Below are 24,284 nucleotides of genomic sequence, written 5' to 3'. Positions count from 1 at the left end.
GATATTAATAAAGCAGCTACTTTTAGCTGCTTTATTACTTATCGCACATTAAATTCCATTTATGACATTAGAAATTTTAGTATCCAAATTTCAAGAAAAGGATGAAAGAGCCTTTGAGAAATTATACAATATGTACAGCGAAAGCATGCATGGTGTTATTTATAATATTGTTAGAGATCATGACATTGCTCAAGAAGTGATGCAAGATGTTTTTATAAAAGCATGGCATAAAGCAGATTCTTATAGCTCTAAAAAAGGTCGTTTTTTTACTTGGATTCTTAATATTGCTAGAAATGCTGCCATAGATAAAACACGATCTAAAAGTTTTAAGAACAGTTCTAAAAACCTTAATGCCGATTATTTCGTAGATATCTTACCAACTCAAGATAACCTCGACAACTCTACCGATGCTATTGGCATTGCAAAGTTTGTTGGGAAACTAGCCGAAAAATGTAAAAAGGTTATAGACCTACTTTACTTTAAAGGTTATACGCAAAAAGAAGCGTCTGAAACACTCGACATGCCTATTGGGACGATAAAAACTCACAATAGAAATTGTATTAAGGAATTAAGAGAAATGGTATTAAATTAAAATGGAAAAAGAACAATACATAGCATCTGGAATATTAGAACTTTATGTTGCTGGTTCATTAACTGAAACAGAAAACAACGAGGTTTATAATATGATGCTAAAACATCCTGAAGTACTCCAGGAAGTTTTGGACATAGAAGCTGCCATAGTTAAATTAACTAAAGCTGCAGCTCCAAAAGATAAAGTGACTTTTAATTCTATATTAAATAAATTAAAAGATACAGGTAACGACACAAAAGTAGTATCACTTAATAAACGTACCAATAGTTGGTATAATTATACTGGTTGGGCTGCAGCACTTATTTTAGGTGGTGGATTGTTATGGATGAACACCCAAAACAATACATTAGAAACACAAATTACCGAGATACAAACTGAAAAGGATTTCTTTGAAACGCAAATAGAAGATTTAAATTCTGATTTGGTAGATTCTAAGAAGATAATTAATGTATTTAGGAATAAGGATATTATTAGTGTACCACTTGCTGGACAAGCTGTATATCCTGAAGCTTATGCAAACGCATACTGGAATAAAGATGACAAAACAGTTTATTTAGATCTAGCAGGTTTACCAGAACCTCCTGAAGGTAAAGTTTACCAAGTTTGGTCTTTAACTTTAAACCCATTAACACCTACTAGTTTAGGTACAATAGATGATTTTAAAACTGATAACAATAAGATATTTAGTTTAGAAAACGCTAACGAATCTCAAGCCTTTGGTATTACATTGGAGCCAGCAGGAGGAAGTGTTTCTCCAACGCTAGAACAATTATATACATTAGGAGTTATAGAATCTTAACGGAACAAATTACATTAACTTAAATAGCCTCAAATAATCTTTGAGGCTATTTTTTTTGTTACTATTTATTGGATTACTTTCACTCTCAATGATAATCAATTTAACATTTCTGTTATATCAATTATTAAAAATTAGTCTTCATTCCACCCATTATCTTACGGACAGCTTATGCTTTACATTAATGAGAAGAAGAAACAAACCTCATTAAGACTATTCCATTTGGTATTAATATATAGACCAGAAAGAAACTTACTATTAGTTTAGATTAAGAATTACCATGATACAAAAAAGAGGCTCAAACATAATGTTTGAGCCTCTAATTATAAAGTAATTTACTTCCTTGAGAAATTACTTTATGTGATAAAGAAAGTCCTTACTTATCTAGTTAAGAACATAAGCAAGGTACTTTCTAATCAACCAACAAAAAAACAAACAAAAATTTCTAACTTTTTCATAGCGTAGACTTTAGGTTATATTCTGATTACACACTACTTACGTAAAAAAAGTAGTAACGGTTTTAGAATAAATCACTTAATATTAAAAATTATAAGTTAATGTCGCTTTAGCATTAAACGGTGTTCCTGGAGTAAAATGAATTTCTTCCACAGACTCCGTTTCATTTTGTAACCTAGACTCCGTTAAAAACTGCGTTTCATTCCATTCTGTATCAAAAAGGTTTTCTATTGAAACTCCTAGAGTAAGATTAGAATTTATTTTATAGTTTAAATTAAAATCTGTAACAAAATAACCTTCGGCAGTAACAGAGTAATCTTCGTTTGCAGCTCTATCGTCTAAAAAACGATAGCGTAAAGCACCTGAAAAACCTTTATAATCGTTTAATGCTAATCCACCAACCATAGTAAAACTTGGTGCTAATGGAATATAATCTTCACCATCATTGTCTTCTACACTTCTTGCTTTTGTTAAAGTAGCGTCTGTATTAAAATACAAGTGCTTACTTAATTGGTATCTTAAACCTAGATCTAAACCTAAACGTTCTGTTTTCCCGCTAGGTTCCACAATTCCAGCATCACCAACATATACAAACTCTTGTTCTAAAAATAAGTACCAAGCAGTAGTGTTTATTACTAATTTATCTGTTGGCTTCCAAATGTTTCCAAAATCTACACCATAAGCTCTAGGTAAAACATCTTTACCGGCCTGGCTTACCACTACTCTAGTATCGTTAGAGTGAAAACCTATTCCAGATTTTAAAAACCATTGTAAATTATTATTTTGGTTATACTGTATGTTTAATTTTGGAAGTAAAGCTGTTTTAGTTTCCGATTGCGTTTCATAATCTTCAACTAAAGCATCATTATATAAAAACTTAAAATACTCTAATCTTAAACCTGGTGTAATTTTAAACTTACCTAAATCGAATTCTGCTTTATAATAAGCAAAGGCATTAGTTTGGTTAATATCTCCAAGTTGTAAAAACTCTAAAGTTGTATTTCGGTTTAAAGTATGAGATAATTCTACATCATTAACTCTATCATGTCTTAATCCGAAACCACTTGTTGCCTCAATAATATCATTATTAAAAGCATTCTGTTTTTTTATTTCGGTATTAAAACCAAAAATAGAACGGTCTTCTTTTTGCTTAATTTGATCTCCGTTTATAGGATCGTCAAGAAAGAATGTAAAGTTTGAATACAACTCGAAATCGTAATGAGAGTAAAAAGCATTAGATTTTATAGTCATATCGTCACTAGCAAATAACTTATGTTCTAAGTTTATATTTGTTCTGCTAGTGTTTCCGCCTTCAGTATCATCAATAGCTCCAAAACGATTTATTTGTCCGCTTTCAACTGCACGATTAGGGACCTGTCCAGAAGCATCCCAACGGCTTGTAAAGTGTGTAACTGTTGCAGAAATTTTGCTATTATTTTCTAGTAAAGTAGAATACTTTCCTATTAAATTAAGCCTATTAAAATTTTGAGACGTATTGAATGGACCATCTGTTTCAATATATTCTATTCCTGCGTAAGCGCTACTTTTACTATTTCTATCGGTTAAATTAAAAAGTCCTAATGTTCTAATGCTATTAAAATCGCCATAAGATACTTTTACTACGTTATCTTTTAAACTTGTTTTTGTTTTAAAATCGATATAACCAGCAGTCGTAAAATCTTTAGCATTAGCATAATAAGGACCTTTACCAAAGTTTATATTTTCTATTGTTTCTGGTATTACAAAATGTAAGTCGCTATAACCTTGACCATGAGCATGAGAAACATTATTCACAGGCATGCCATCTACATTAATAGAAACATCTGTTCCATGATCGATATCGAAACCTCTTAAAAAAATTTGCTCTGCCTTTCCTCCTCCTGCATGTTGACCAATTATTAATCCTGGTACTTTTCTTAATATTTCTTGTGAAGAATTAATAGGTGTAGTTTCTAAATCTATTTTAGCTAAAGTGTTCAATACATTAATTTGCTCTGTTAAAACAAGTTCGTCTAACTGAAATACTTTGTATTCTAAATCTATTATTAATTCGCTATTTAAGTTTTCTTTATTAAGAATAATTTCTCTCTTTTTAAAGCCTAATAAACTTACTTTTATTGTATCGCCAATCTTGTTGTTTTCTAGCACAAAATACCCGTTTTCTGCTGTGTGTGCATGCGATTCTGTATTTGTATTATAAATATAGGCAGTGCTTAAAGGTTGTTTACTCTCGTTATAAACAGACCCTTTTATTTGTTGTGCAGTAAGTATATTGAAGCTTAGAAAAAAAACAAGGTAAAATGCGATTTGCATACTACTTTTTAAGTTTTTCATTTTTTATAGTTGGTTTATTTTTATAGTTGATTTATTTTTACTTCTGCTAATGGTCCTAACTCGTAAATTGCACCAAGAAGTTCTTCTTTTAGTGGTTGTAATTCTTTTGTTAATCCGTTTGCTTTATATATTTCGGCAACGTGATACAATGCTTCTGGTTCGTACGTTTTATTAATTATAAACTCATTAACAATCTCTAATGCTTTTTTTGATTCACCTTTATTGTATAAAGACCACGCTAACAGATCATAAGATTGTGGTGTTGCTCTATTTTCTATTTCTCGATTAGCAATTGTAATCGAAGAATCTACCATGCTTTCATCTTCTGCAAATAGTTTAGCATTATAAGCATTATACATCTCTCCATATTGAGGATTTTGTACTGCTTTTTTATAGCTTGCAATATATTTACTTTTTGAAGATTCATCTTTTAAAAATTCTGAAATTTCAGCTTTTAACAAAAAATAATCTGGAGCGCTGTAATCCTTAGTGACTGTATTTAAAATTCTAAGGGCTTCTTCTGGGTTACGCTCATGAGAGTAAACAATCCAAGCAATTCCTTTTTTTGCATAAGCATCGTTAGGGTTAAGTGCTAAAGCCTTTAAAAAATATTCGTAAGATTTATTTATTTGTCCATCGTGTCCATAAAAATCTGCGATGTTAGTATAAGACCATTGCTTTAAACCTGATAAATTTGAAGACTCTGCTTTTGCCATAGCCTTTTCCATATATTTAATTGCGGCATCTAAATTCCCTAAGTGGTCATTCCATTTTGCAGTTCTAATTAAGTAATCGAAACTGTTTAAATCTACTATTTTTTCAAGATAAGATTTAGCCATCTTATAATTACCAAGTTCCATATGCACATCGAATAACATTTTTTGTGTGCTTTCTAGATTTTCTGCAAGTACTTCGGCTTTCTCTAAAAGTACCAAAGATTCTTTAAAACGATGTTGAGAAATATAATTTCTAGCTAAAGCTCTTAAATAGCCAGATTTGTTTTGATTTGTTTTTTGATTGAGTTGCAGTAAATATGTTTCAGCATTTACTAAGTTTTCAATAGCTCCTGTTGCACCAAATAATTGAGACTCTGCGCCAGCTAATTTAGCTAAATATGGATATTGACTTGGTGTTTTTTCAAACTTGTTTGCCCAGAAAACCTGCTTTTCTTTGGCTTTACTTAAATTACCGTTTTCAGCCATTAAGAACGCTTCGTAATCTTTAGAATCTGTTACTTTACTATTTGATTCAGAATTACAACTTGATAGAAATAACGCTATTAAAAAGATATAAATTGTAGTTTTCATAATGTTGTTGTTTGTTGGTTATTGGGTAAAAAAAGAGCGCTAATTGTTAAATTAACGCTCTATATAATTTAATCTTCTAGTGAGCTGAAGCTAAATAAGGGAAAGATGTTAAAAACGCTTTATCGTTTGAAGAAACGTTATCATCTGATAATCCTGGATTTTCAGAAGTTGCAGTTCCTGAGACACCACCTAAAGCATCTTCTCCACCAAAAATTAATATTAACTCTACAGTAATTACATCATCTGTTAATGCACGACCTGTTAATAATTGAGTTCCATTGTAAAATGATGTTGGTTCATCAAGTGATACATTTAAAACGTCTGTTGCTAGTAAACCTGTAAAGGCTGCCGCATCTTGTCCTAAAGCATTTGCATCTCCTGCATTAGCGTAAGCTGGACTTAATCCTGTTAAATTAGTTTCAAACATGCTTTGAAATGCAGCATTTTGTCCTGTTGGAATTGTAGTGTTAAACTGGTTTTTAGAAGCAGCAGAAACGAATACTGTATTTACAGCTGGTCGCCCCATTTGGTCATCTTGAGAATAAGTTCCAGAGAAACTAATTGTTGTAGGTGTTGGTGTTGACGGTGCTGTTGCATCATCGTCGTTAGAACAGTTAAATGACACAGCCGAAACTAATATCGCTAACGTTAATACTTTTATATTTTTCATAATTATATATTTTTAAGATTTGTGTTGATTATTATTTAGACTTAGATTCAACCCAAGTATTTATTGTTCCAGAACCACCAATCATACTTTTTGGCACTTCCACTACAATAGACATTACATTAGATCCTGCAAATGTATCTGTCCCTGGATTGTTAAAAGAAGATGCTGTTCCACCTGTGATTTCTCCAAAACGAGCGAAATCCATAAAGAAAGGATCATCTCTTGGTCCTGCAAATGCAGTAACACCAGTTGACGAAGTTGCAGTAACTGCAGTTTCTCCATAAGCTGTAATATCTACAACTGTTCTACTAGCGGCATCATTAATTGTACTGTTTAAACCTGTAGTACTTGGTGCATAAGGTCCAAATACATACATTTTTCCATCTCTTGGAATAGCTTGAATTACTAGGTCTTCAATATTGTCACCATTTGTGTCAATGTTAAACTCTATTAACACATTTTCGTCGAAAGCTGCATCTTGAGTTTCTGCTCCTGCTCCTAAAAGACCTTGAACATTTGCTACAAAAGCAATATTGTCTGTGTCTTCACCTTGAAACGCATAGAAATCTGTAATGTCACTTGTTCCACCTGCAACCGCTGGCGCATCAATGTGATCGGCTGCTACCATAAAGAAACCTGCAACTGCTATAGCTGAAGCTCCTAATAAAATTTTGAATTTTTTCATAATAAATGAGATTTTTTGTTAATTAATTTTTTGGTTCTCAGTTCTACATACGCAGTAATTTGAAAGTCGGTTTTGTTAAAGTTATGTTAACACCAAAAACCACTCATAATGTAACCTGAAAAAACTAACTTTGTTGACCTAAAGAAATAACAAGTGAACCCATCTGCTTCAGGCTGGATTAATAAACTAATCTCAATTAACAATAGAGAATCCTCTAAAGAGTTCTCATCGCTTACTGTTTTATATAAGGAACTTATTCCTTGTGGTTATATTTATGGAAGTAATACGAATATTGTAAATAATATCATTGATAAAGACGATCTATCGTCGGAAGAGATATGTAAAGTCAATCACCTTATTGCGCTATACGTTACGCATAATAGTATTAAAGACGCAAATGACTTTATTACAAACACCATTCAGTTTTACAAAAAAATTAATGCACATAAAACAAATTTCTTTCTAGGTATTATTAGTAAGAGTGAAACTGCCGAAACACTTGAAAAAATTATTCATAAAAGAATTCAAATAGATAACAACCTTATAGACAAAAGCTTTAACTACTTTATAACTAACGCTCTACTTTTTATTGATGTTTTAGCTTACAAGCAATATTTACTTACTGGTACTATTACAGAAGCGTCTATTATTAAAGAGGAAAGTGCCATAGAAACTATAGTTTTAAAAACTTTAAATTCTAAGGTTGAAAAAACCAAGTACGATAATAGCCTTATTAAGTTGTTTGAACAATCCTTACGCTACCAACAAACCAATAAACTAGATTATAACGAAGCTATTGCTCTTTTAAAAACGCCTTTAGAAAAACAATACATATTAGACTTAGCATGCATGGCAACCTGGTCTGATAAAACAATAGACGATAACGAGCGCTACTTTCTGTATCAATTAGGAAAAGATTTGCAACTTGAATCTAAACAAGTAAAAAATGCAATGCTTTCTATTGCAGACTTCTACATTGAGCATAAAGAAGACATTGTGTTATTAGGATCTAAAAACATTGTAAAATCCTTTTACAATAATTCTAGCGCAATGGTAATGAAACTGATTTCTAGAAATAGTAAAAGGTTATATAAAGAATTATCTCAGAGCAAAGAGTTAATGCTATTACTATCGAAATCTACAGTTAAAGACCTTTCTAAAGAAGAACAAAAAAAAGTAAACGACCAATTATTAGATATTTTTAAAGCCATACCAAGTCTTGCTATTTTTCTATTACCTGGAGGCGCTTTACTCCTTCCATTAGTTATTAAATTTATCCCAAAACTATTACCATCTGCTTTCGATGATAATAGAATTGAAGACTAATAAACTTAACGTTTACGCGCTCTATTAGCAATATAATTATTTATGGCTTCTTTGGTTGTGTACCAGTTTCTACCTTCTTTATGCGCATCTATTTTACCTTGCCTAGCCAATAAACTAACGTATTCTTGACTATAAGCAACATCTGGCTCTTTAACAATATCACTTATTGCTTGATACTCTTTATCATGCTCTGGTAATGCTGTTAAATAAATATTTGTTGTGCGTTCTAAGGCTTGAGCCATGAGTAACATTAATTTACTGTAATTACCATTATTTGCCTGGTTTAAAGCTTCGTAATATTTCTTTCTATCGTTTTTTAAAATAATAGCAGGTGGGAAACCTTCACGCATTAATAGTAAATTCATGACTAGACGCACTGTGCGACCATTTCCATCGAAAAAAGGATGAATATGTACAAATCTATGATGAAATACTGTTGCCAACTCAATACTGTTTAAGTGAAAAGGATTCTCGTTTACAAAATCGACAAGTTCGTTAAGTAATTGATACACTTTACGCGCATTTGGTGGCACAAAATTAGCACCACTTATTCTAACACCTGCATTACGTAAACGACCTGCAGATTCATCTTCTATGGTTCTAAGCACCAATGCATGTAATGACATTATATCTTTACTACTTAAAACATAATCTGGTTTTACAAGTGTGTATAAATAATTAATAGCATGCTCGTGGTTTTTGGCTTCAAAATGTTCGCGAAGCGTTTTACCTTTTATAGTAACTCCTTCTTGTAAAACCATCTGGGTTTCACGAAGATTAAGCGTGTTACCTTCTATACTATTAGAATTATAAGTCCATTCTATTAATAAAGCTTCACGAATACCTAACAAAGCAGCATTAGGAAAAGGTCTAAGCTTTTTAAGATACTGCACCTTCTCCTCTAGACGTATAAACGTTTCCTTTAAATCTTCTCTGTATGTTGTATCCAATGTTTCCACAAAACAAAGATACAAATTAATATCGGATAACTTATTTTTAACCCTATCCGATATTAAAAATTATTTTACTCTAACCAGTTTTTAAAATCTTTAACACGTTCTCGTGCTACAATAACCTCTTGTTCATTATAGTTATTCAATTTTATTTGTAATCTTGAATTAGTATAACTAATCATGTCTTTTATAGCTTGAATGTTTACAAAGAATTTTCTGTTTATTCTAAAAAATTGTTCTGGAGCCAATTCTGTTTCCAAACTATCTAGAGTAGTATCTAGCAAGTAGTTTCTACCTTCTTTAGTATATAAATAAGTGCCTTTGTTCTCGCTATAAAAACATTCGATATCTTCTATGTTTATTAGTTTTAAATGCTGACCAACCTTTACCGAGAACCGTTTTTTATATTCCCGCTCAATAGGATTAATAAGTAGTTTTTTAATCTCGTTAAAATCTAAGGTTACACTTTGCTTTTTTGGTAGTCGTGTTTTAAACTTTGAAACTGCAGTTTCTAATTCTTCATCGTCTATTGGTTTTAATAGATAATCGATACTATTTAGTTTAAAAGCTTGAAGCGCATACTCATCGTAGGCGGTTGTAAATATTATAGCTGAAGTAATTTCGATAGCATCGAAAATCTCAAAAGACAGACCATCGCTTAATTGTATGTCTAAAAAAATAAGATCTGGATGTTCGTTATTTTGAAACCATGTAATAGACTCTTCTACCGAATGCAGCATAGTCTCTGCCTCAATATCTAGTTTTTTTAGCATACGTTGTAAACGTCTTGCCGATGGTTTTTCGTCCTCTATTATTATTACGTTCATATTTTTGGTGATTCGATGATTCTATTGGTTGGTTTATTGGATTAATCGATTTCTTAACCTTATGTAACTATACTTTATAAAGTTAGACTGTTGCTGCCTCGCGTTAAGGATTGAAAGGTTTGTTTGAGCTCTTTTTTGTTTTTCTCAAAAAAAGCGAGCCTTGAAAGCCTGACCTTTAGGTAACGCCCAAATTATTTCCAAATGTGTTCTTCTTTTTCCATAATTTCTTTTATTTTTCGTTCCTCCCAATTGCTTCCTAAAATAAAATTTGGCAAAAGAGTAGTGAGTGCATGTATAATAATTACAATCCCCCAAAGTGAAAATGTTATAAAATTGCGGGCTTGAAAATAGCTTTCGCCAGGTTCTAAGTTTTGTATATTTTGAAAAACTATTACTAAATTTATTACTATGTAAATAAGTAAATGTGTGTAAAATCCTTTAATTTTTTTTACGCGCTGTTTTGCACGTTCTAAGCGTTGTTGCTCTGTTTGTATTGTATTCATAATTATTCCCATCGTTTATTATCTTCTTCCATATATTTTTCAATTTTGCGTTGCTCCCAAGCTTTACCAAACATTAAGTTTGATCCAAAAACGCCTATAAAATGGAAAAATACACCTATTCCCCAATAAAATACTGTTGAAAACACATTAAAACTCCAAAATGGATCGCCATTAAGGTTTTGTGAATTTAGGTATAGAATAAAAATATTAATAACAACGTATGATGCTAAGTGCCAATAGAAACCTACTATTTTTTTTACTCTTTTTTCTGCTCTTAAATAGGCTTCTTCGCGTTCGTAATTTCGCTCTGGATTTGTATTGATATATGGTTTTGTATTATTTTCCATAGTGGTTTAATTATAACGGTTACTTTCTTCTTCTTTCATAAATTTCTCAATTTTACGTTGTTCCCAATTGCGTCCTAAAACACCATCGTTTACAAACACTTTATAAGCATGAATACTCAAGCCTAATCCCCAACCAAACATTGGAAAGAAAAACCATTTATAATCCCAAAAGGTTTGATAATTTATAAACATTAAAAACGGAATAACACAACAGTAAGATATTAAATTATAATAAAATTCTTTTTGTTCCTCGACACGTTTACGTGCTCTTACGTAGCGATCGTCGAACTGTTTTTCTGGTATTTGTCTCATAACTGTTATTTGTTTGCTAAGCATTGGAATAGCCACTTTAAATGTGGTTTTATCTTCCATAATACTTACTGTTTTATTAGATAATAGTTGGTAGCGTTGTTTAATATTATTTAAACCTACTCCACTACTCTTTTTCATTACTTGCTTGGTTTGTAAATTGTTTTCTACAATTAGGTTACCATTGCTTTCGTATATTTTAATATGTAAAGGCTTGCTAGTGGTTACTATATTATGTTTTACTGCGTTTTCTAAAAGGAGCTGTAGCGATAATGGCACCACTTTACTTTCTGGATTGGAGGCCTGTTCTGGAATATCGAAAATAATACTGTCTTCAAAGCGCATTTTAAGAAGCGACATATAGGTTTTTGCAAACTTAAGCTCCTCGTCTACAGTAATTAAATCTTTGTTTTTTTGCTCTAAAACATAACGATATACTTTAGACAAGCTTGTTGTGAATTTTTGGGCATTATCTGGATTCTCTTCTATTAAACTGGTTAAGACATTTAAACTATTGAATAAAAAATGAGGATCTAATTGGTTTTTTAAAGCATCGAACTTTGCACTTGCTGTTCCTGCAATTACCTTTTGCTCTTTTACTTTTCTATCTTGTTTACTTTTGTAGTAGTAAATAGCATAGAAAATAATGGTAATAAAGACAGAAATACTTAATGCAAATTGATAATTACTTAGTGTTTCGGTTTTAAAAAAGTCACTAAACGTGCTATTATAAATTATTACTCGAGTTACATAGCGAATGCAAAAAACGGATAGTACCGAAACTCCAATAGACATTAATATTGCAAAAAAAAGGTTTTTAATCTCAAAAAGCTTGTAACCCATTTTATTAGTCATATAGCTTAGAGTGTAAGCGTTTGCTAGATATAACACAACAGAGTATGCTTGGTTATATATAAAATATTCTAGTAGATATTTATCGAAATTAACGGTGTTTCCATTAATAAACCTGAAAATACAGATGATAATAAACACTATCACACCCAAAAAAAATGCTTTGGCAAACTGCTTTAAAAAATCATTCATATTTATTTTTTACAAGATTGTATCATCGCTTCTGCACGTTCTTTTCCCCAATTTGGATGAAACTCAGATTCTGGTTTAAAGTTAACAAAAAGTTCTAAGGCTTTATCAAATTCCTTACAAAATGGTTTCGTGTCTTGTCCAAAATATCTTGCGCTTCCCATATTCCATTCGGCTTTGTTTAAAACTACTCTTGGATTTGCAGGATCTAGTTTTTGCGCTTTCATATAAAACTGTTCTACTTTTGGAGCCATCGTCATGCCGTATTTTGCGCCATCACTAGCAACATAAACGGTATATAGAATGGCTTGCATCACTAGAATTTCGGGATTATTTTTAGAGTTTGTAGTTGCATCATTAATAAAATCTTGTGCTCTTAATAATTGCGCATTCAATTTTTTAGTGTCTTGCATAATAGTAAATCCGTCAAGAATTAAAACTTGGGCTGCGTAATAAGATGGCAACCAGTTATCTTGTTCTGCGCTTGCAATACGTTCGAAAAGATTTACAGCATCTTCGGTTTTATTCTCTTGCCATAAAGCCATTGCTTTTTGCATGCTTGTTTGGTATTTACTTTCGGTTGGTGTTTGCGCTTGAACTTGAGACGTTACAAGCATAATGATAATAAGTGCTAATCTGTACATAATGGTGTGGTTTTTAATGTTGAGACAAATATGCAACAGAAGGCTTGCTTTTTAAAAAGTGAATAACCCAACTGTTGTTTTTTAATGCTGAATTGTATTTTCTTTACAAAAAGATGCTAAACGTTGACGCTTAAACGAAACTTAGAATTGAACCTTACTGTTGTAACTAAAAATCACTTCGTCTTTTTCTTCAAACCACCCGAATTTCGTTTTACGAAATTCACCTTCCTTCAACTTAAGGAAGGCCCACTAAGCGAGAATATTCAGTTATAGACATTGAATTTATTTCAATTAAAACAAAATACGTAGTCTTACGTATTTTATTTATAGCAGATATTACCTAACTTTAGTTTTTAAATTAAATGTATGTCAGAAAATTTCTCACCAGAGGTTGTTTGGGTAATTGTACAAGTTTGTATTGGTATAATTGTACTCTTGAACCTCATACTAAATCTTAACAAATATAAAAACGATACTGTAAACAATAGATTGAGTATCTGGGCAACCGGAAAGTATTTTTTCATCACTTTTTTTTGGGGCGTTTTAGGAGGACATTTTTTTTTAGGAAGCGCCAAACCTCTATTCTGTTGTAATTGGTGGTTACCTGTTGCGCTTCTTGTAGTAATAGCCGGTATATTAATGTTACTTAGAAATAAAATAAAAGTAAAACCATACCACCAAGTTATATTGATTATTTGCGGACTGATTTACGGTCATTTTGTGTGGTCCCAACGTCATGAAGACACTATTTTCGAAAATGGTACTTGCCAAAATACCAATATATTTTGTAAAAATGATTGAGATAAAAAAATTAGCAAATAGCAAAGTCGTTATTAGAAGAATCGAGTTGTTTTTAATCGTACTTTTTGTGGTGCTAATCGCTTGGGATTTATACTTAGCCATTACAAAACCAGAGAATAACACAATAAGTAGAGTAATACAAGACAATGTAGATAGTGGTAAATACATCCTTACCTATTTTTGGGGAGCCACTTGTGCAAACATATTTTTTCCGTTGCATCGTGCACCAAAAATTAATCCAACAGTTGGTTCTATAATAATGTATGTAATAGCCTTACTAATATGGATTGCAGATCCAAAAGAAACTGTAGAGCAGTTTCTAGATGCCGATTTGTACCGTTACGGTTTAGGGATGGTATTCGGTTTTATTATTGGTTTTGTATTTTGGAGACAGCAAGTTGGTGAGACTTTAGAAGTAAAAAGGAAATAGTAAGATTTGTAAATATTACGCGATAATTAAACTGTAAAATCCACACCAAACTCCTTCCTTCTAGGTAAGAGATATAGTTTTAATAAAAAGATGAAGCACTTTTAAAATAAAATAAATGAAAACAATAAAATACAGATTAATAAAAAGCACATTTCTAGTTCTCTGTTTCCTGTTATTAGTTAACTGCAAAACCTACTTAGCGCCAAGCTACAGCCAAGAAATAATAACAAAATCTACACTAGCCGCAACAAGTACTTTTCAATACTTTGCTTCTATTTCTGGAGGTACACATCAAGAAAGCTTTAACTCTCGAGAAAACACATATAACACGTTAATTGGTCAATTTGAAACCCTAAAACTACTCACTAAAGCACGACCAATACCAACCAATAAAACAACCCAACGCATAAACAAACTTTTAGAAGAAAAAAATGCACCAACAAGTTCTAGCGATTATCCAAGCGCTTTTGCTTTTAATCGTATTGTAGAAAATTTGGTTAAAATGAAAGCAAAAGACAGAACTTCTGGTCTCAACCAAACAGTAATACAAGCCTTTAAAGGTGAAATAGAAATATTTTTAGACCAAGCTATAACCTACGAAAGCTTTTTAAAACGCTAATAATGAATACAAAAACATCTCACTTAATTACAGATATTAAAGACATTGCTTCAACAATTTTAGAAAAAGATATTGCATTAGTAAAAGGCTTTAGCGAACGTCAAATTGAAGCCATCTCTAAGCAAACCTTAATTATAAAAGCAGGTATTGTTACTGGAGAAATAGAAGATGATCTTATCGACTTCTTTCTCGACGGACTAAAACACATGGTTACCAATTTTATAAACACACTAAAAGGGATACTAAAAGTGGTTTTAGAAAAAGTATGGAATGGTATTATGACTGTGCTTTATCAAGCCATTGGTTTCACCTCCTAAATACCGAACGCTTTTATATATTTTTGCAAATACATCGTTATACGTGTTGTTTTCTTACATTTAATTTTTAGCTTGCAGTTGCTTAAAGCCATTGTATAATTAACAGAAATACAGTAGCTATACTTTATTCATCCTTTTTAAATTATGAGCATAATTGCAAAATTACATATAGACGATAAAACCTTTAATATCTTAAAGTTTAACGTCAATTTTAACCAAAAATCCAGTAACAATGGTTTGCCTTCTAGTAAACCTACAGGAGGACTTTTTAGTATTGTTTTCGAAACCACAAAAGAAACCTTGTTTTACGAATGGATGGTTGGTAACAATACCATGAAAAATCTTAAAATAGTATTATCTCCATCTACTTTAACTAGTAAAAGTAGAACTATTGAGCTTTTTGATGTTTACTGCCTAAAACATGAAGAAAATTTTGATGGCATAAACAACAAACCAATGATGACTTATATTCAAGTCTCTCCTGCAATAATGGTTCAAGATGGTGTTAAGATTTTTGAGTGGTATTGGAAGGTAACGGATTTGAATACTGATGTAGCTCCATTGATAAGAGAAGAAACGGAAGAAGAGGAAGAAGAAATAGATTTGAAATTTATTGCAAAACTAGAAATATTAGACAATTATAAAGGTGAGTTTGGTTTTGATTGGATGCGTGATGATTATAAAACTATTTGCGAAAATTATAACAAACTAAAAAAAGAATATACCCAACTGAAATCAATGATAAAGAGTACTTTGTACCTTGGTTAAGTATGTTTCCAAAACAAGAAAATGTAAAGCTAAAATTAACTATTACAGAAATTGAGGGTACACCAAAAGATATAGATATTATAAAACTACCAACAAAGAATGGAATAAAATTTGAGCCAAACGAATTAAAAGTATCCGAAGCTAACAATACAGAAATAACTGTAATATGTGAATCACCTTTAAATAATAATTTCGTTATATCATTACTTGATAAAGATGATGAGGAGGTAGGGAAGTTAAATATTTTTAAAAATGCAAACCATGAGCAATTGCATTTTAATATTATACCCGTACGAATTTTAAGAAGGTCTTCCATGCAAAGCGATAAAGATGCAATTGAGGGTATGATAGATCACTCTGGAGGTTTTGGTGATAAAACAAAAGATATAAATGGAGATTTACAAAACTTACAAGAATATTTAAATACACAATCTTTAAACCAAGCTTTGCTACAAGCTAATATCGGTGATGTTTATGATATTGTTATAGATGAAGAAAAATGGATTGAAAATGACTTAATTATAAATGAAGGTAAATTATTTAAAGCTACTGAAATATTAAAAATATTCGATAAAGAATTTAAAAAACAACATCCAGTGCAAGCTAAAAAAAGAGGATTAGTTTTGTTTTTATCTCCTTTAAGTCATGAAGGTGCTGGCGGAGAATCGGAGATAGATGAGATTGATGCTAAGCGATTAGTTGTTTATTTGTCTAACTTATGGGATAAAAAAAGTTTTGCGCATGAAATAGCTCATGTTTTAGGTCTTGTTCACTCTTTTCAAGAAAAAAGTTCAAATGACGATATCAACTACATGAACTCTTTTATTACTAAAATAGATGCTGAACTTAATTATATGATTGAAAACAATGATTCACAAGATAAAATAGCTGGAATATGGAGTCAGCGAAAAGATGAATATAGCGAATATAAACGATATTTAAATGTTCTCTATAGAAATCCATATATTTTTGAAGAATCGAAGACTGAAAACATAATGGACTACAATAACAATGGAATATCTTTTTGGAAACACCAATGGTTAGCAATGCAAGATGATATGATTAAATTTTATAATATTAAATAAGAATGAAAACACCAATTACTTTAATACTATTGATATTTAGTATTTTATCGTTTGCACAAAAATCTAAAGAAAAACCAGAAAGCCCATTTACACCCATTAGTTCATTACAATTAAAAACAGAAATTATAGAAGGAATAAAGCATTATGGTTTTATTGAAAAACACAAAAAACTATATAATATAGAATATTTAGTGATAGAAAAAATTGATAGTGAAGCTGCTAAATTTGATTCAAAAGATTATAGAAAAAAATTAGGTTTGTTTTTTGTAGGAGAATCAACAGGCATTACAACTCAAGGTTTTTTTTATTATGGTTATAAAAATGGCTTATGGAAAACAGCACTAAAAAAAAAGTTAGTGCAAACTATTAATTATAAAAATGGTTTAGTAATAGGTAGATACAGTGTGTATAATATAAATGGAGATTTAATTTATAAAACAACCTTTGGCAGTGCAGGTAACGGTAAATACAAAGATTTTTATTACAAAACTGGAATAATAAAAGAAGAAGGTAATTACCGAAACGGAAAAAAAGAAGGCGAATGGTGTAAATTCGATGAACAAGGAGATATAACTGAGACAACTTACTACACTAATGGTACACCAAAAGAATAAAAAATTATTACTTAATAAATATTGAGGTTGAAGATAATATTCAAGCAACTATAAAAAAGGGAGATAAGCTTAACCCTAAAGATTTGTACAATAAACTGTATCCTCCTCGTGAAAAAGAAGAAGCTATTGAAATAGAAACTAAAAACATAGATTTAAATAAACTCTAAAATGAAATATTTTTTAACTTTCTTAGTCATACTTATGTACACTATAAACACATACAGCCAAAGAATATGCAATTATGGAGAGTATGATTTTGTTTTAAATACAATTAATGGAGTAGATAAAACAGATTTTTTATTAGTTAAATTTATGAATGATGATCAAAAAAAGCCTCTACATATATATAAATACGACTCCTTATGTCGTTTAATAGAAGTTAATTTTACAGGTAGAGGTGAAATATTTGCAGATGCTAGAAGTTCATGTAATAATGCTAATAATTCTCATTATAAATATTCAAGTAAATTAAAACCTAAAAAATTAGAAATTACTGATGAAGATGGAACGCTAAACGCAATATTGAATTATGATATTAATGGAAATTTAAAACAGATTAAATATGATGCTATTTTAACTGTAGATTATGAGTACAATATTAATAACCAAATAAAAAGTATAACTAAAGACAATAAGTTTTATATTTACTTTTGGAATAAGAACAATAAAATTAAAAGAATTGAAATTGATTTCTTAGATGATAAAACACATCAAGAAATTAAGTTTTTATATAAAGAAAATAAACTAAAAGAAGTTTCTCATACTAAAGTACGACTTGGTTTTCAACTGATTAATAGATTATACACCTATAAATATGAAAAAGAACGTGTTTGTGAAGTTAAAGTTAAAGGCGAACAGTTAAGTGATGTCTTTTATTTTAATTATAATTACGATAATAGAGATAAATTAATAATAGCTAGAAAAAACTCAGGTAAAAAGTATCTTAACCATTATGAATGTTATTATTAGATAAATGAAACCACTTTTAACGCTCTTAATACTCATATTTACTATAAACAGCTTTAGCCAAAGAATATGCGATTATGGAGAGTATGATTTTGTTTTAAATACAATTAATGGAGTAGATAAAACAGAATTTTCTGTAGTAAAAGTCTTAGACAAAAACAAACTGACTAACATATATAAATATGATTCTTTAGCACGATTAATAGAAGCTAAATTTTATGAAGAAAGAATAGAAACGTCATGCGACGGTATAAATAATTCTTATTATGTTTATCCTGATATCAGGAAGCCTAATAAAATTAAGATTACAGATGATAATGGAACTCATGATGCTATATTAACTTATTATGCTAATGGAAACTTAAAACAAATTAAGTATAATGATTTTTTAATTGTTGATTATGAGTACAACCTCAAAAACCAGATAAAATGTGTAACGAAAGACCATAAATTATATAGTTATTTTTGGAATGAAGACAATAAGATTGAAAGAATCGAAATTGCTTTTTTAAACAATGATAGAAAGCAAGAGATTAAGTTTTTATATAAAAATAAAAAGCTAGAAGAAGTTTCGCATACTCAATTGAGAAGAGGATCTCTTCAAATTAATAGGCTGTATAAATATAAATATGAAAATAATCGTATTTGCGAAGTTAAATATGAAAATAAGCGCTCAAATGATGTCTTTTATTCTGACTATAATTATAATGACAATGACAATGACAAATTAATTATTACAATAAAGGATTCAAATAAAGAATATAAGTATCATTATGAATGTTATTATTAACAAAGAAAATTATAGTTAATTGAATTTACTTCAAAATGAAACCACTTTTAACCTTTTTAATACTCACATTTACCATAAGTAGCAGCTATCGCCAAAGAATATGCGACTATGGAGAGTATGATAAAATGAATTGTTTTTTCAAATAGCAATGGGATATTATCCAAAAAGACAGAAGTTTAATTTTAAATTTTTGATTATCAAATATTTAGCAATTTGTTTAATTTTATTTTCATGCAACATGGGACATGATAAAAAAGAAATTTCATCGAATAATACAGTTCTACGCCATGAAATATATAGTATTACATGCTCATTAATATCACTTGATGGAAAAAAAAGCATTTATACCATAAAGAATAATACTATAGAGTCTTTTGGTAAGACAACATCATTATCTTTATCAGATATTAATATAATTAATAACTTTCCTCAAGAAATTTCCTCAAAAGATAACAAGTATGGTTGTGGAGTTTGTGTTGATGCTGTGGACTTAGAGTTTTTATTTAAATTTAAAGAGCATCAAACCAAATATGAAATAGAACCAGGCTCAGATATTCCTGAAATAGTTCGAGAATTCATGGAATTTTTGACTAAGAAATATAAAGACATTGTTAATCAATAATAATTATATTCCTTATAAACATTGCTATCTATCGTCAAATTGAACTTCCAAATGAGATTTAACCTTATTTCCAATTGTATTTCAACATCAAGCAAGAACTATACAAAACAGAATAGTTAATTATAATTTTTAAAAACCAATGAAATCATTCTTTTGTATCATTTTATTTTACTCATCTTCTTTTGTAGTAGCACAACAATCTATAGACACTAATTTTTTTAAAAATCAAGAATTTGAAAAGGTTGTTTTATCTAAATACACAATAAAGAGTAAAACGCTTAGTATTCCTCCAATAAACCAAGAAAAATCAATAGAAGAAAAGGATGAAAAAATAAAAACATATGAAAGAACTTTAACAAAAAGGGAGATTTGTAAAATATTTAAACGTATTAGGAAAGCAGAAAAAACGCATGCTAGTGATGTAAATTATGATATAAAAATTTCTTTTTTTAATAAAAACAACGCCATTTCACAAGAAATAGAGATTAGTTCATTTACACAAAACATAATTCTTAAAACAGAAAATTGCAAAAAAACAAATAATATAAATCCGTGTTTGTATCTTGGTAGTATAAACAAGAAATTCAATCGTTATATTCAAAAAATGCTCTCTAAATGAAAAAAACAATACTATTTAACATCATTGTAATTTTCTGTTTAACTTATAGTTGTGCGCAAAACAAAAACGCAGTACCAGAAATAATAGAAACTCTAAACGCTCCAATAATAAATGACAGTTTAACAGTTAGCTTATCTAACTGCAAGTATTTTGATGAAGACATTTATATTGTAAATTCAAACAATGTAATCTATCAAAACTGTAACGAGAGAAAATACCTATCCGTAAATATTTCAAGTTTCACATTCCCAAAATATAACGAAAGAGGCTTTTTTGCATTAGATAAAAATGGTATTTATTATAGAGGTCACTTTATTAAAACAGACACTACAGGTTTTAAAATAGTCGGCAGAAACAATAATTACAATAATCCTGAAGTATTATGGAAAACTAAAAATGATGTTTACAAAAATGCTAATCCTATTCAGGTTTCAGATGTTGCAAGTTTTGAATCTATAAAGTGTTTTAATAGCTATTATTATAAAGACAAAAACTACATCTATTATTTCGATAAAAAAATAGAAGGTTCAGATGGTTCTAGTGTTATAAAATCTTGTGCCAATTACTGTTTCGATAAAAATCATTTTTATTTAAACGGAGACATTGTAACATTCGATAATGAAAACGTAAAACCTATTAATTCTATTATTTTTAAAACATCAAAACACGTGCTTACAAAGGAATTTGTAAAACTGGATATGGATGCGCAAACCATTAAAAAACTGTCTAGAGCATACGCAATAGACAAAAATTACGTCTATTATAAAACCGACAAACTACCTATTAAACCAGAAAATTTTAAAAATGTAAAAGTATGGGATCAAATAAATAGAGCTTATGTTACAGATGGCATTAACGTTTATGCTGGCTACAATACTTTAGAAACAGATTTTGATGCTAAAACATTTGGCATGTTACCACATTCCGATTTTTGTTATGATAAAAACGGCGTTTACGACAGAAAATATATTGCTAGAAAAAACAAAGTAGTCAATAAAAAATTTCCTTTTAAATACGACGGCTTCGTTACTCCTGAAAATACATTTATAACAGAAGATTCAAGATATATTATATATAAAAATCAAGCCTACGATCCATGGACCAAAAGACTATATAAAGACTTAACCAAAACGCAAATTACTCAAGCAAAAGAAAACAAACTATCTATTAGTATAACAGGTAATCAAGTAGTGCCTATCGAAAAAAAATTCGAATATTTACTCACTCAAAAAGACAACAAAATTTTCTGGAACACTATAGAAACAATAGCAGATGCTGCAACTTTTAAACGCATTGGTTATTATTACAAAGATAAAGATAGAGTCTACTGGTATAATAGAGAAAAAGGTCTAATCACCATTAAAGGTATCGATGCAAAAACAGCAAAGACACTTAATACTTTTTTAGTGGATAAAGAGTCTATTTTCCATTCTAAAACACGACTTATAAAAAGTAAAGATGTTCAATTATTAGGTGTTTTTACGGGTTATAGGTTAGGTTGTGGCATGGACGAAACACCAAGCTCCAACTACTATTTATTTAAAAATATAGACGGTTATTGGCTAGTGCAAATTTCAGGAGAAGTATCGATTCGTAATTTAGGCAAGACTTTAGGTAACAATTGGAATCCACATATTAAAAACTTTGAATTAAAATAAATGCTTTTACGGCTTAGCTTAATTTCTTTTTAACGTCCTCATGTTTTAAATTTTACACCCTAATAAAATAATGAGCATTTAAACGTCTTAGGTCATTATTTTACTAAATAGATAACTACGCCATACTTAAAAGAAAGATAGTTTTCATGAAAAAATAAGAATTGCTTCTGCAAAAAAACCGAATGCTTTTACATCTCTAAACTAAATTATTGTTTTAAGTCTTAAATTACTGTATTTTAGTTCTTCTAGTTTTCTAAAATAAATAAAATTTAAAAATAGCAACACAATACAGTAAACCCTTTTTATAATTATGAGCATAGTTGCAAAATTATATATAGACGATAAAACCTTTAATATCTTAAAGTTTAACGTCAATTTTAATCAAAAATCCAGTAACAATGGTTTGCCTTCTAGCAAACCCACAGGAGGACTTTTTAGTATTGTTTTCGAAACCACAAAAGAAACCTTGTTTTACGAATGGATGGTTGGTAACAATACCATGAAAAATCTTAAAATAGTATTATCTCCATCTACTTTAACTAGTAAAAGTAGAACTATTGAGCTTTTTGATGCTTACTGCCTAAAACATGAAGAAAATTTCGATGGCATAAACAATAAACCCATGATGACTTACATTCAAGTCTCTCCTGCAATAATGGTTCAAGATGGTGTTAAATTATTTGAGTGGTATTGGAAGGTAACGGATTTGAGTGCTAATGCAGAGCAAACGGTTTTAGATAACCAACAACCAATACCAAGCATTACAAACATAAACTGGATACATCCAGAAACTAAAGAAATACTTCAAGAAATAACATATAAAGAAAGTATAGCATTAACAGCACTAATAGAAAACCAAGAAAGCGATGCTGTAACCATAACTATTACTAAAGAAGATGGAACAGAGTTTGAAAATGGTGAAACAGAACTCATCTTTGAGGAAAGCATAAATGAAGATGGTGAAATAGAATTAACAACTCTAGAAATAAAAGAACAATGGGAAGAGTTTAAAACAGCGGACATAGATAAATTGATTGCTAAAGTAGACCATAATGGCTACCAGAAAAAGAGTAGTGCTTTACAGGTTGTACCATCACCAAAAGTTTTAGTTAATTTTAGAACAGGAAATGGATATAAAGGAGAATATGGTTTCGATTGGTTACGCATGGGAGACACAGGAAAAAAAGGAGATGTATTTTATAAAGATATAATTGGTAGTTATGCAACTGGTAGCTTTGTACAAAGCGATGCAGAGTATGTAAAACTAGGCAAGCTTTTTGAAATGCCACAACACCCAATAAAAGCTAATGATAAATATGTAGTACCAGTTTTAACTTTATTGCCTACTAAAAAAGCTACACTAACACTAAAAGTAGAAGTCGAAGGTTCTGATGCCAAAAAAATTGAATATAAATTCGATAAGAACTTTTTTAAACTCGATAAAACAGAAGTATCACATAAAACCGTAGGAAAAAAAGAATTAGCAAATGATTTAACAATAGAATGTATAAAAGAGTTTGGAACAGACCAATTTATAGAAGTTGAATCCGATGGTAAATTTGCAGGTAAATTTAAAGTAAAAGCCAACAACAAAGCACACCGTTATAAAGCTGATATTGTTTTTGTACAGGTAGAAACTGCATTGTTAGGTATTGGAAGTAATAAAACAGGTACTCCATCAGGAAGGGAAGCGGAATTTACAAAATATTTTAATCAAGCATTGTCTAATGCTAAATATGAAACAGTAAGCCTAGATTTATCGTCAGATACAGTATTCAATACAAACTACTCAGCTGGAGGCAATATTCTAAATGGAACTTCAGATGCAATACAAAACCATTTAAATACAGCGCTTTACGATGAATTTGATTCTAAAGGCAAAGATTATCGTAAACACTATAAAATTTATTTTATTAACGAAAAATTTGGAGGTATTTATGGACGAGCTTATGGAATTCCATCTGCAAATAGATCTGTTGTAATTTATGCTTTAGGTTTTGCAGATAGTACTGTTGCACACGAAACTTTTCATGCAATGGGCTTATATCACCCTTTTAATGGAACTCCAAAATTCTTTTTCGACAGGTCTAAAACAGATAACATTATGGATTACTCAGATGTTGAAAATTCTCCACCAATACCTGTAATAAGTAGTTGGCAATGGCAATGGGATATTTTATGGAACAATTTAGATAAAGAATAAAA

The 24,284-nt window shown here is 30.1% G+C and carries 26 protein-coding genes; 16 read left to right on the top strand and 10 right to left on the bottom strand.

The window, feature by feature from the left end; all coding sequences use genetic code 11:
* Positions 1 to 61 precede the first annotated feature (61 nt).
* Together ASC44_RS14815 and ASC44_RS14810 are read left to right on the top strand one after the other, a co-directional pair.
* Positions 62 to 592 (top strand): RNA polymerase sigma factor, encoded by a 531-nt coding sequence (locus tag ASC44_RS14815; RefSeq protein WP_055448406.1) that lies wholly within the window; start codon positions 62 to 64, stop codon positions 590 to 592.
* Between the two features lies 1 nt (position 593).
* Positions 594 to 1,391, top strand: a complete 798-nt coding sequence (locus ASC44_RS14810; protein ID WP_055448405.1) for an anti-sigma factor — start codon at positions 594 to 596, stop codon at positions 1,389 to 1,391.
* Positions 1,392 to 1,928: 537 nt separating this feature from the next.
* Here ASC44_RS14810 and ASC44_RS14805 read toward each other — a convergent pair.
* The 4 genes from ASC44_RS14805 to ASC44_RS14790 form a co-directional block, all read right to left on the bottom strand.
* On the bottom strand, positions 1,929 to 4,178 hold the full coding sequence (locus ASC44_RS14805; protein ID WP_055448404.1) for a TonB-dependent receptor: 2,250 nt from the start codon (positions 4,176 to 4,178) through the stop codon (positions 1,929 to 1,931).
* 20 nt (positions 4,179 to 4,198) lie between these two features.
* Positions 4,199 to 5,485 (bottom strand): tetratricopeptide repeat protein, encoded by a 1,287-nt coding sequence (locus ASC44_RS14800; protein WP_055448403.1) that lies wholly within the window; start codon positions 5,483 to 5,485, stop codon positions 4,199 to 4,201.
* A 76-nt stretch (positions 5,486 to 5,561) separates the two neighbouring features.
* On the bottom strand, positions 5,562 to 6,155 hold the full coding sequence (locus ASC44_RS14795; RefSeq protein WP_055448402.1) for a DUF4331 family protein: 594 nt from the start codon (positions 6,153 to 6,155) through the stop codon (positions 5,562 to 5,564).
* Positions 6,156 to 6,186: 31 nt separating this feature from the next.
* Positions 6,187 to 6,840, bottom strand: a complete 654-nt coding sequence (locus ASC44_RS14790; protein ID WP_055448401.1) for a DUF4331 family protein — start codon at positions 6,838 to 6,840, stop codon at positions 6,187 to 6,189.
* Positions 6,841 to 6,993: 153 nt separating this feature from the next.
* Between ASC44_RS14790 and ASC44_RS14785 the strand changes: the two genes are divergently transcribed.
* Entirely contained in the window at positions 6,994 to 8,166 is a 1,173-nt protein-coding gene (locus ASC44_RS14785) for an LETM1-related biofilm-associated protein (protein ID WP_055448400.1), read from the top strand.
* 5 nt (positions 8,167 to 8,171) lie between these two features.
* On the opposite strand, the gene ASC44_RS14780 is transcribed toward ASC44_RS14785, so the two are convergent.
* The 6 genes from ASC44_RS14780 to ASC44_RS14755 all read right to left on the bottom strand — a co-directional run bounded on the left by ASC44_RS14780 (position 8,172) and on the right by ASC44_RS14755 (position 12,790).
* Positions 8,172 to 9,125: a Fic family protein gene (locus tag ASC44_RS14780; RefSeq protein ID WP_055448399.1), complete on the bottom strand. Its 954-nt coding sequence runs from the start codon at positions 9,123 to 9,125 to the stop codon at positions 8,172 to 8,174.
* Between the two features lie 65 nt (positions 9,126 to 9,190).
* The gene (locus tag ASC44_RS14775; protein ID WP_055448398.1) at positions 9,191 to 9,946 is read right to left on the bottom strand and encodes a LytR/AlgR family response regulator transcription factor; all 756 of its coding nucleotides are present in this window, start codon (positions 9,944 to 9,946) and stop codon (positions 9,191 to 9,193) included.
* Between the two features lie 191 nt (positions 9,947 to 10,137).
* Positions 10,138 to 10,449: a 2TM domain-containing protein gene (locus ASC44_RS14770; protein WP_055448478.1), complete on the bottom strand. Its 312-nt coding sequence runs from the start codon at positions 10,447 to 10,449 to the stop codon at positions 10,138 to 10,140.
* Between the two features lie 2 nt (positions 10,450 to 10,451).
* A complete protein-coding gene (locus ASC44_RS14765) occupies positions 10,452 to 10,796 on the bottom strand; it encodes a 2TM domain-containing protein (RefSeq protein WP_055448397.1) in 345 nt (114 codons plus the stop codon).
* Positions 10,797 to 10,802: 6 nt separating this feature from the next.
* Positions 10,803 to 12,149, bottom strand: a complete 1,347-nt coding sequence (locus tag ASC44_RS14760) for a 2TM domain-containing protein (protein WP_055448396.1) — start codon at positions 12,147 to 12,149, stop codon at positions 10,803 to 10,805.
* Positions 12,150 to 12,151: 2 nt separating this feature from the next.
* Positions 12,152 to 12,790: a hypothetical protein gene (locus ASC44_RS14755; RefSeq protein WP_055448395.1), complete on the bottom strand. Its 639-nt coding sequence runs from the start codon at positions 12,788 to 12,790 to the stop codon at positions 12,152 to 12,154.
* 366 nt (positions 12,791 to 13,156) lie between these two features.
* Here ASC44_RS14755 and ASC44_RS14750 point away from each other — a divergent pair, with 366 nt between their 5' ends.
* From ASC44_RS14750 to tssD (ASC44_RS14690), 13 genes are all read left to right on the top strand, one after another.
* The gene (locus ASC44_RS14750; protein ID WP_055448394.1) at positions 13,157 to 13,591 is read left to right on the top strand and encodes a hypothetical protein; all 435 of its coding nucleotides are present in this window, start codon (positions 13,157 to 13,159) and stop codon (positions 13,589 to 13,591) included.
* Entirely contained in the window at positions 13,584 to 14,021 is a 438-nt protein-coding gene (locus ASC44_RS14745; protein WP_055448393.1) for a hypothetical protein, read from the top strand. The genes ASC44_RS14750 and ASC44_RS14745 overlap by 8 nt, the downstream gene beginning before the upstream one ends.
* Before the next feature lie 115 nt (positions 14,022 to 14,136).
* On the top strand, positions 14,137 to 14,640 hold the full coding sequence (locus ASC44_RS14740) for a hypothetical protein (protein WP_055448392.1): 504 nt from the start codon (positions 14,137 to 14,139) through the stop codon (positions 14,638 to 14,640).
* Positions 14,641 to 14,642: 2 nt separating this feature from the next.
* On the top strand, positions 14,643 to 14,957 hold the full coding sequence (locus tag ASC44_RS14735; RefSeq protein WP_055448391.1) for a hypothetical protein: 315 nt from the start codon (positions 14,643 to 14,645) through the stop codon (positions 14,955 to 14,957).
* Positions 14,958 to 15,101: 144 nt separating this feature from the next.
* Positions 15,102 to 15,725: a type VI secretion system tube protein TssD gene (gene tssD / locus ASC44_RS14730; RefSeq protein ID WP_055448390.1), complete on the top strand. Its 624-nt coding sequence runs from the start codon at positions 15,102 to 15,104 to the stop codon at positions 15,723 to 15,725.
* Positions 15,726 to 15,727: 2 nt separating this feature from the next.
* The gene (locus ASC44_RS14725; protein WP_055448389.1) at positions 15,728 to 16,810 is read left to right on the top strand and encodes a M10 family metallopeptidase domain-containing protein; all 1,083 of its coding nucleotides are present in this window, start codon (positions 15,728 to 15,730) and stop codon (positions 16,808 to 16,810) included.
* A 2-nt stretch (positions 16,811 to 16,812) separates the two neighbouring features.
* Positions 16,813 to 17,424 (top strand): toxin-antitoxin system YwqK family antitoxin, encoded by a 612-nt coding sequence (locus tag ASC44_RS14720; protein ID WP_055448388.1) that lies wholly within the window; start codon positions 16,813 to 16,815, stop codon positions 17,422 to 17,424.
* Positions 17,425 to 17,592: 168 nt separating this feature from the next.
* On the top strand, positions 17,593 to 18,393 hold the full coding sequence (locus ASC44_RS14715; protein ID WP_152973345.1) for a hypothetical protein: 801 nt from the start codon (positions 17,593 to 17,595) through the stop codon (positions 18,391 to 18,393).
* A gap of 4 nt (positions 18,394 to 18,397) precedes the next feature.
* A complete protein-coding gene (locus ASC44_RS14710) occupies positions 18,398 to 19,180 on the top strand; it encodes a hypothetical protein (protein WP_055448386.1) in 783 nt (260 codons plus the stop codon).
* 238 nt (positions 19,181 to 19,418) lie between these two features.
* The gene (locus ASC44_RS14705; RefSeq protein WP_055448385.1) at positions 19,419 to 19,802 is read left to right on the top strand and encodes a hypothetical protein; all 384 of its coding nucleotides are present in this window, start codon (positions 19,419 to 19,421) and stop codon (positions 19,800 to 19,802) included.
* 139 nt (positions 19,803 to 19,941) lie between these two features.
* Positions 19,942 to 20,421, top strand: coding sequence for a hypothetical protein (locus ASC44_RS14700; RefSeq protein ID WP_055448384.1), 480 nt, complete (start codon positions 19,942 to 19,944; stop codon positions 20,419 to 20,421).
* On the top strand, positions 20,418 to 22,079 hold the full coding sequence (locus tag ASC44_RS14695; RefSeq protein WP_055448383.1) for a DKNYY domain-containing protein: 1,662 nt from the start codon (positions 20,418 to 20,420) through the stop codon (positions 22,077 to 22,079). The genes ASC44_RS14700 and ASC44_RS14695 overlap by 4 nt, the downstream gene beginning before the upstream one ends.
* Before the next feature lie 310 nt (positions 22,080 to 22,389).
* Positions 22,390 to 24,282 (top strand): type VI secretion system tube protein TssD, encoded by a 1,893-nt coding sequence (gene tssD / locus ASC44_RS14690; protein ID WP_055448382.1) that lies wholly within the window; start codon positions 22,390 to 22,392, stop codon positions 24,280 to 24,282.
* Positions 24,283 to 24,284: the final 2 nt, after the last annotated feature.

The sequence above is a fragment of the Lacinutrix mariniflava genome (assembly GCF_001418015.1).
Lineage (GTDB): Bacteria > Bacteroidota > Bacteroidia > Flavobacteriales > Flavobacteriaceae > Lacinutrix > Lacinutrix mariniflava.
The sequence above is the reverse complement of the archived record's forward strand: the minus strand, read 5'-3'. Positions and strand labels throughout refer to the sequence as shown.

Excerpts from the sequence above, each read along its gene's own strand:
- tssD (WP_055448390.1), top strand. The coding sequence starts at position 15,102 with ATGAGCATAATTGCAAAATTACATATAGACGATAAAACCTTTAATATC.
- ASC44_RS14710 (WP_055448386.1), top strand. The coding sequence starts at position 18,398 with ATGAAACCACTTTTAACGCTCTTAATACTCATATTTACTATAAACAGC.
- ASC44_RS14770 (WP_055448478.1), bottom strand. The coding sequence starts at position 10,449 with ATGAATACAATACAAACAGAGCAACAACGCTTAGAACGTGCAAAACAG.
- ASC44_RS14735 (WP_055448391.1), top strand. The coding sequence starts at position 14,643 with ATGAATACAAAAACATCTCACTTAATTACAGATATTAAAGACATTGCT.
- ASC44_RS14755 (WP_055448395.1), bottom strand. The coding sequence starts at position 12,790 with ATGTACAGATTAGCACTTATTATCATTATGCTTGTAACGTCTCAAGTT.
- ASC44_RS14790 (WP_055448401.1), bottom strand. The coding sequence starts at position 6,840 with ATGAAAAAATTCAAAATTTTATTAGGAGCTTCAGCTATAGCAGTTGCA.
- ASC44_RS14775 (WP_055448398.1), bottom strand. The coding sequence starts at position 9,946 with ATGAACGTAATAATAATAGAGGACGAAAAACCATCGGCAAGACGTTTA.
- ASC44_RS14810 (WP_055448405.1), top strand. The coding sequence starts at position 594 with ATGGAAAAAGAACAATACATAGCATCTGGAATATTAGAACTTTATGTT.
- ASC44_RS14705 (WP_055448385.1), top strand. The coding sequence starts at position 19,419 with ATGGGACATGATAAAAAAGAAATTTCATCGAATAATACAGTTCTACGC.
- ASC44_RS14750 (WP_055448394.1), top strand. The coding sequence starts at position 13,157 with ATGTCAGAAAATTTCTCACCAGAGGTTGTTTGGGTAATTGTACAAGTT.
- tssD (WP_055448382.1), top strand. The coding sequence starts at position 22,390 with ATGAGCATAGTTGCAAAATTATATATAGACGATAAAACCTTTAATATC.
- ASC44_RS14695 (WP_055448383.1), top strand. The coding sequence starts at position 20,418 with ATGAAAAAAACAATACTATTTAACATCATTGTAATTTTCTGTTTAACT.
- ASC44_RS14800 (WP_055448403.1), bottom strand. The coding sequence starts at position 5,485 with ATGAAAACTACAATTTATATCTTTTTAATAGCGTTATTTCTATCAAGT.
- ASC44_RS14720 (WP_055448388.1), top strand. The coding sequence starts at position 16,813 with ATGAAAACACCAATTACTTTAATACTATTGATATTTAGTATTTTATCG.
- ASC44_RS14805 (WP_055448404.1), bottom strand. The coding sequence starts at position 4,178 with ATGAAAAACTTAAAAAGTAGTATGCAAATCGCATTTTACCTTGTTTTT.
- ASC44_RS14740 (WP_055448392.1), top strand. The coding sequence starts at position 14,137 with ATGAAAACAATAAAATACAGATTAATAAAAAGCACATTTCTAGTTCTC.
- ASC44_RS14715 (WP_152973345.1), top strand. The coding sequence starts at position 17,593 with ATGAAATATTTTTTAACTTTCTTAGTCATACTTATGTACACTATAAAC.
- ASC44_RS14745 (WP_055448393.1), top strand. The coding sequence starts at position 13,584 with ATGATTGAGATAAAAAAATTAGCAAATAGCAAAGTCGTTATTAGAAGA.
- ASC44_RS14725 (WP_055448389.1), top strand. The coding sequence starts at position 15,728 with ATGTTTCCAAAACAAGAAAATGTAAAGCTAAAATTAACTATTACAGAA.
- ASC44_RS14700 (WP_055448384.1), top strand. The coding sequence starts at position 19,942 with ATGAAATCATTCTTTTGTATCATTTTATTTTACTCATCTTCTTTTGTA.
- ASC44_RS14795 (WP_055448402.1), bottom strand. The coding sequence starts at position 6,155 with ATGAAAAATATAAAAGTATTAACGTTAGCGATATTAGTTTCGGCTGTG.
- ASC44_RS14815 (WP_055448406.1), top strand. The coding sequence starts at position 62 with ATGACATTAGAAATTTTAGTATCCAAATTTCAAGAAAAGGATGAAAGA.
- ASC44_RS14760 (WP_055448396.1), bottom strand. The coding sequence starts at position 12,149 with ATGAATGATTTTTTAAAGCAGTTTGCCAAAGCATTTTTTTTGGGTGTG.
- ASC44_RS14765 (WP_055448397.1), bottom strand. The coding sequence starts at position 10,796 with ATGGAAAATAATACAAAACCATATATCAATACAAATCCAGAGCGAAAT.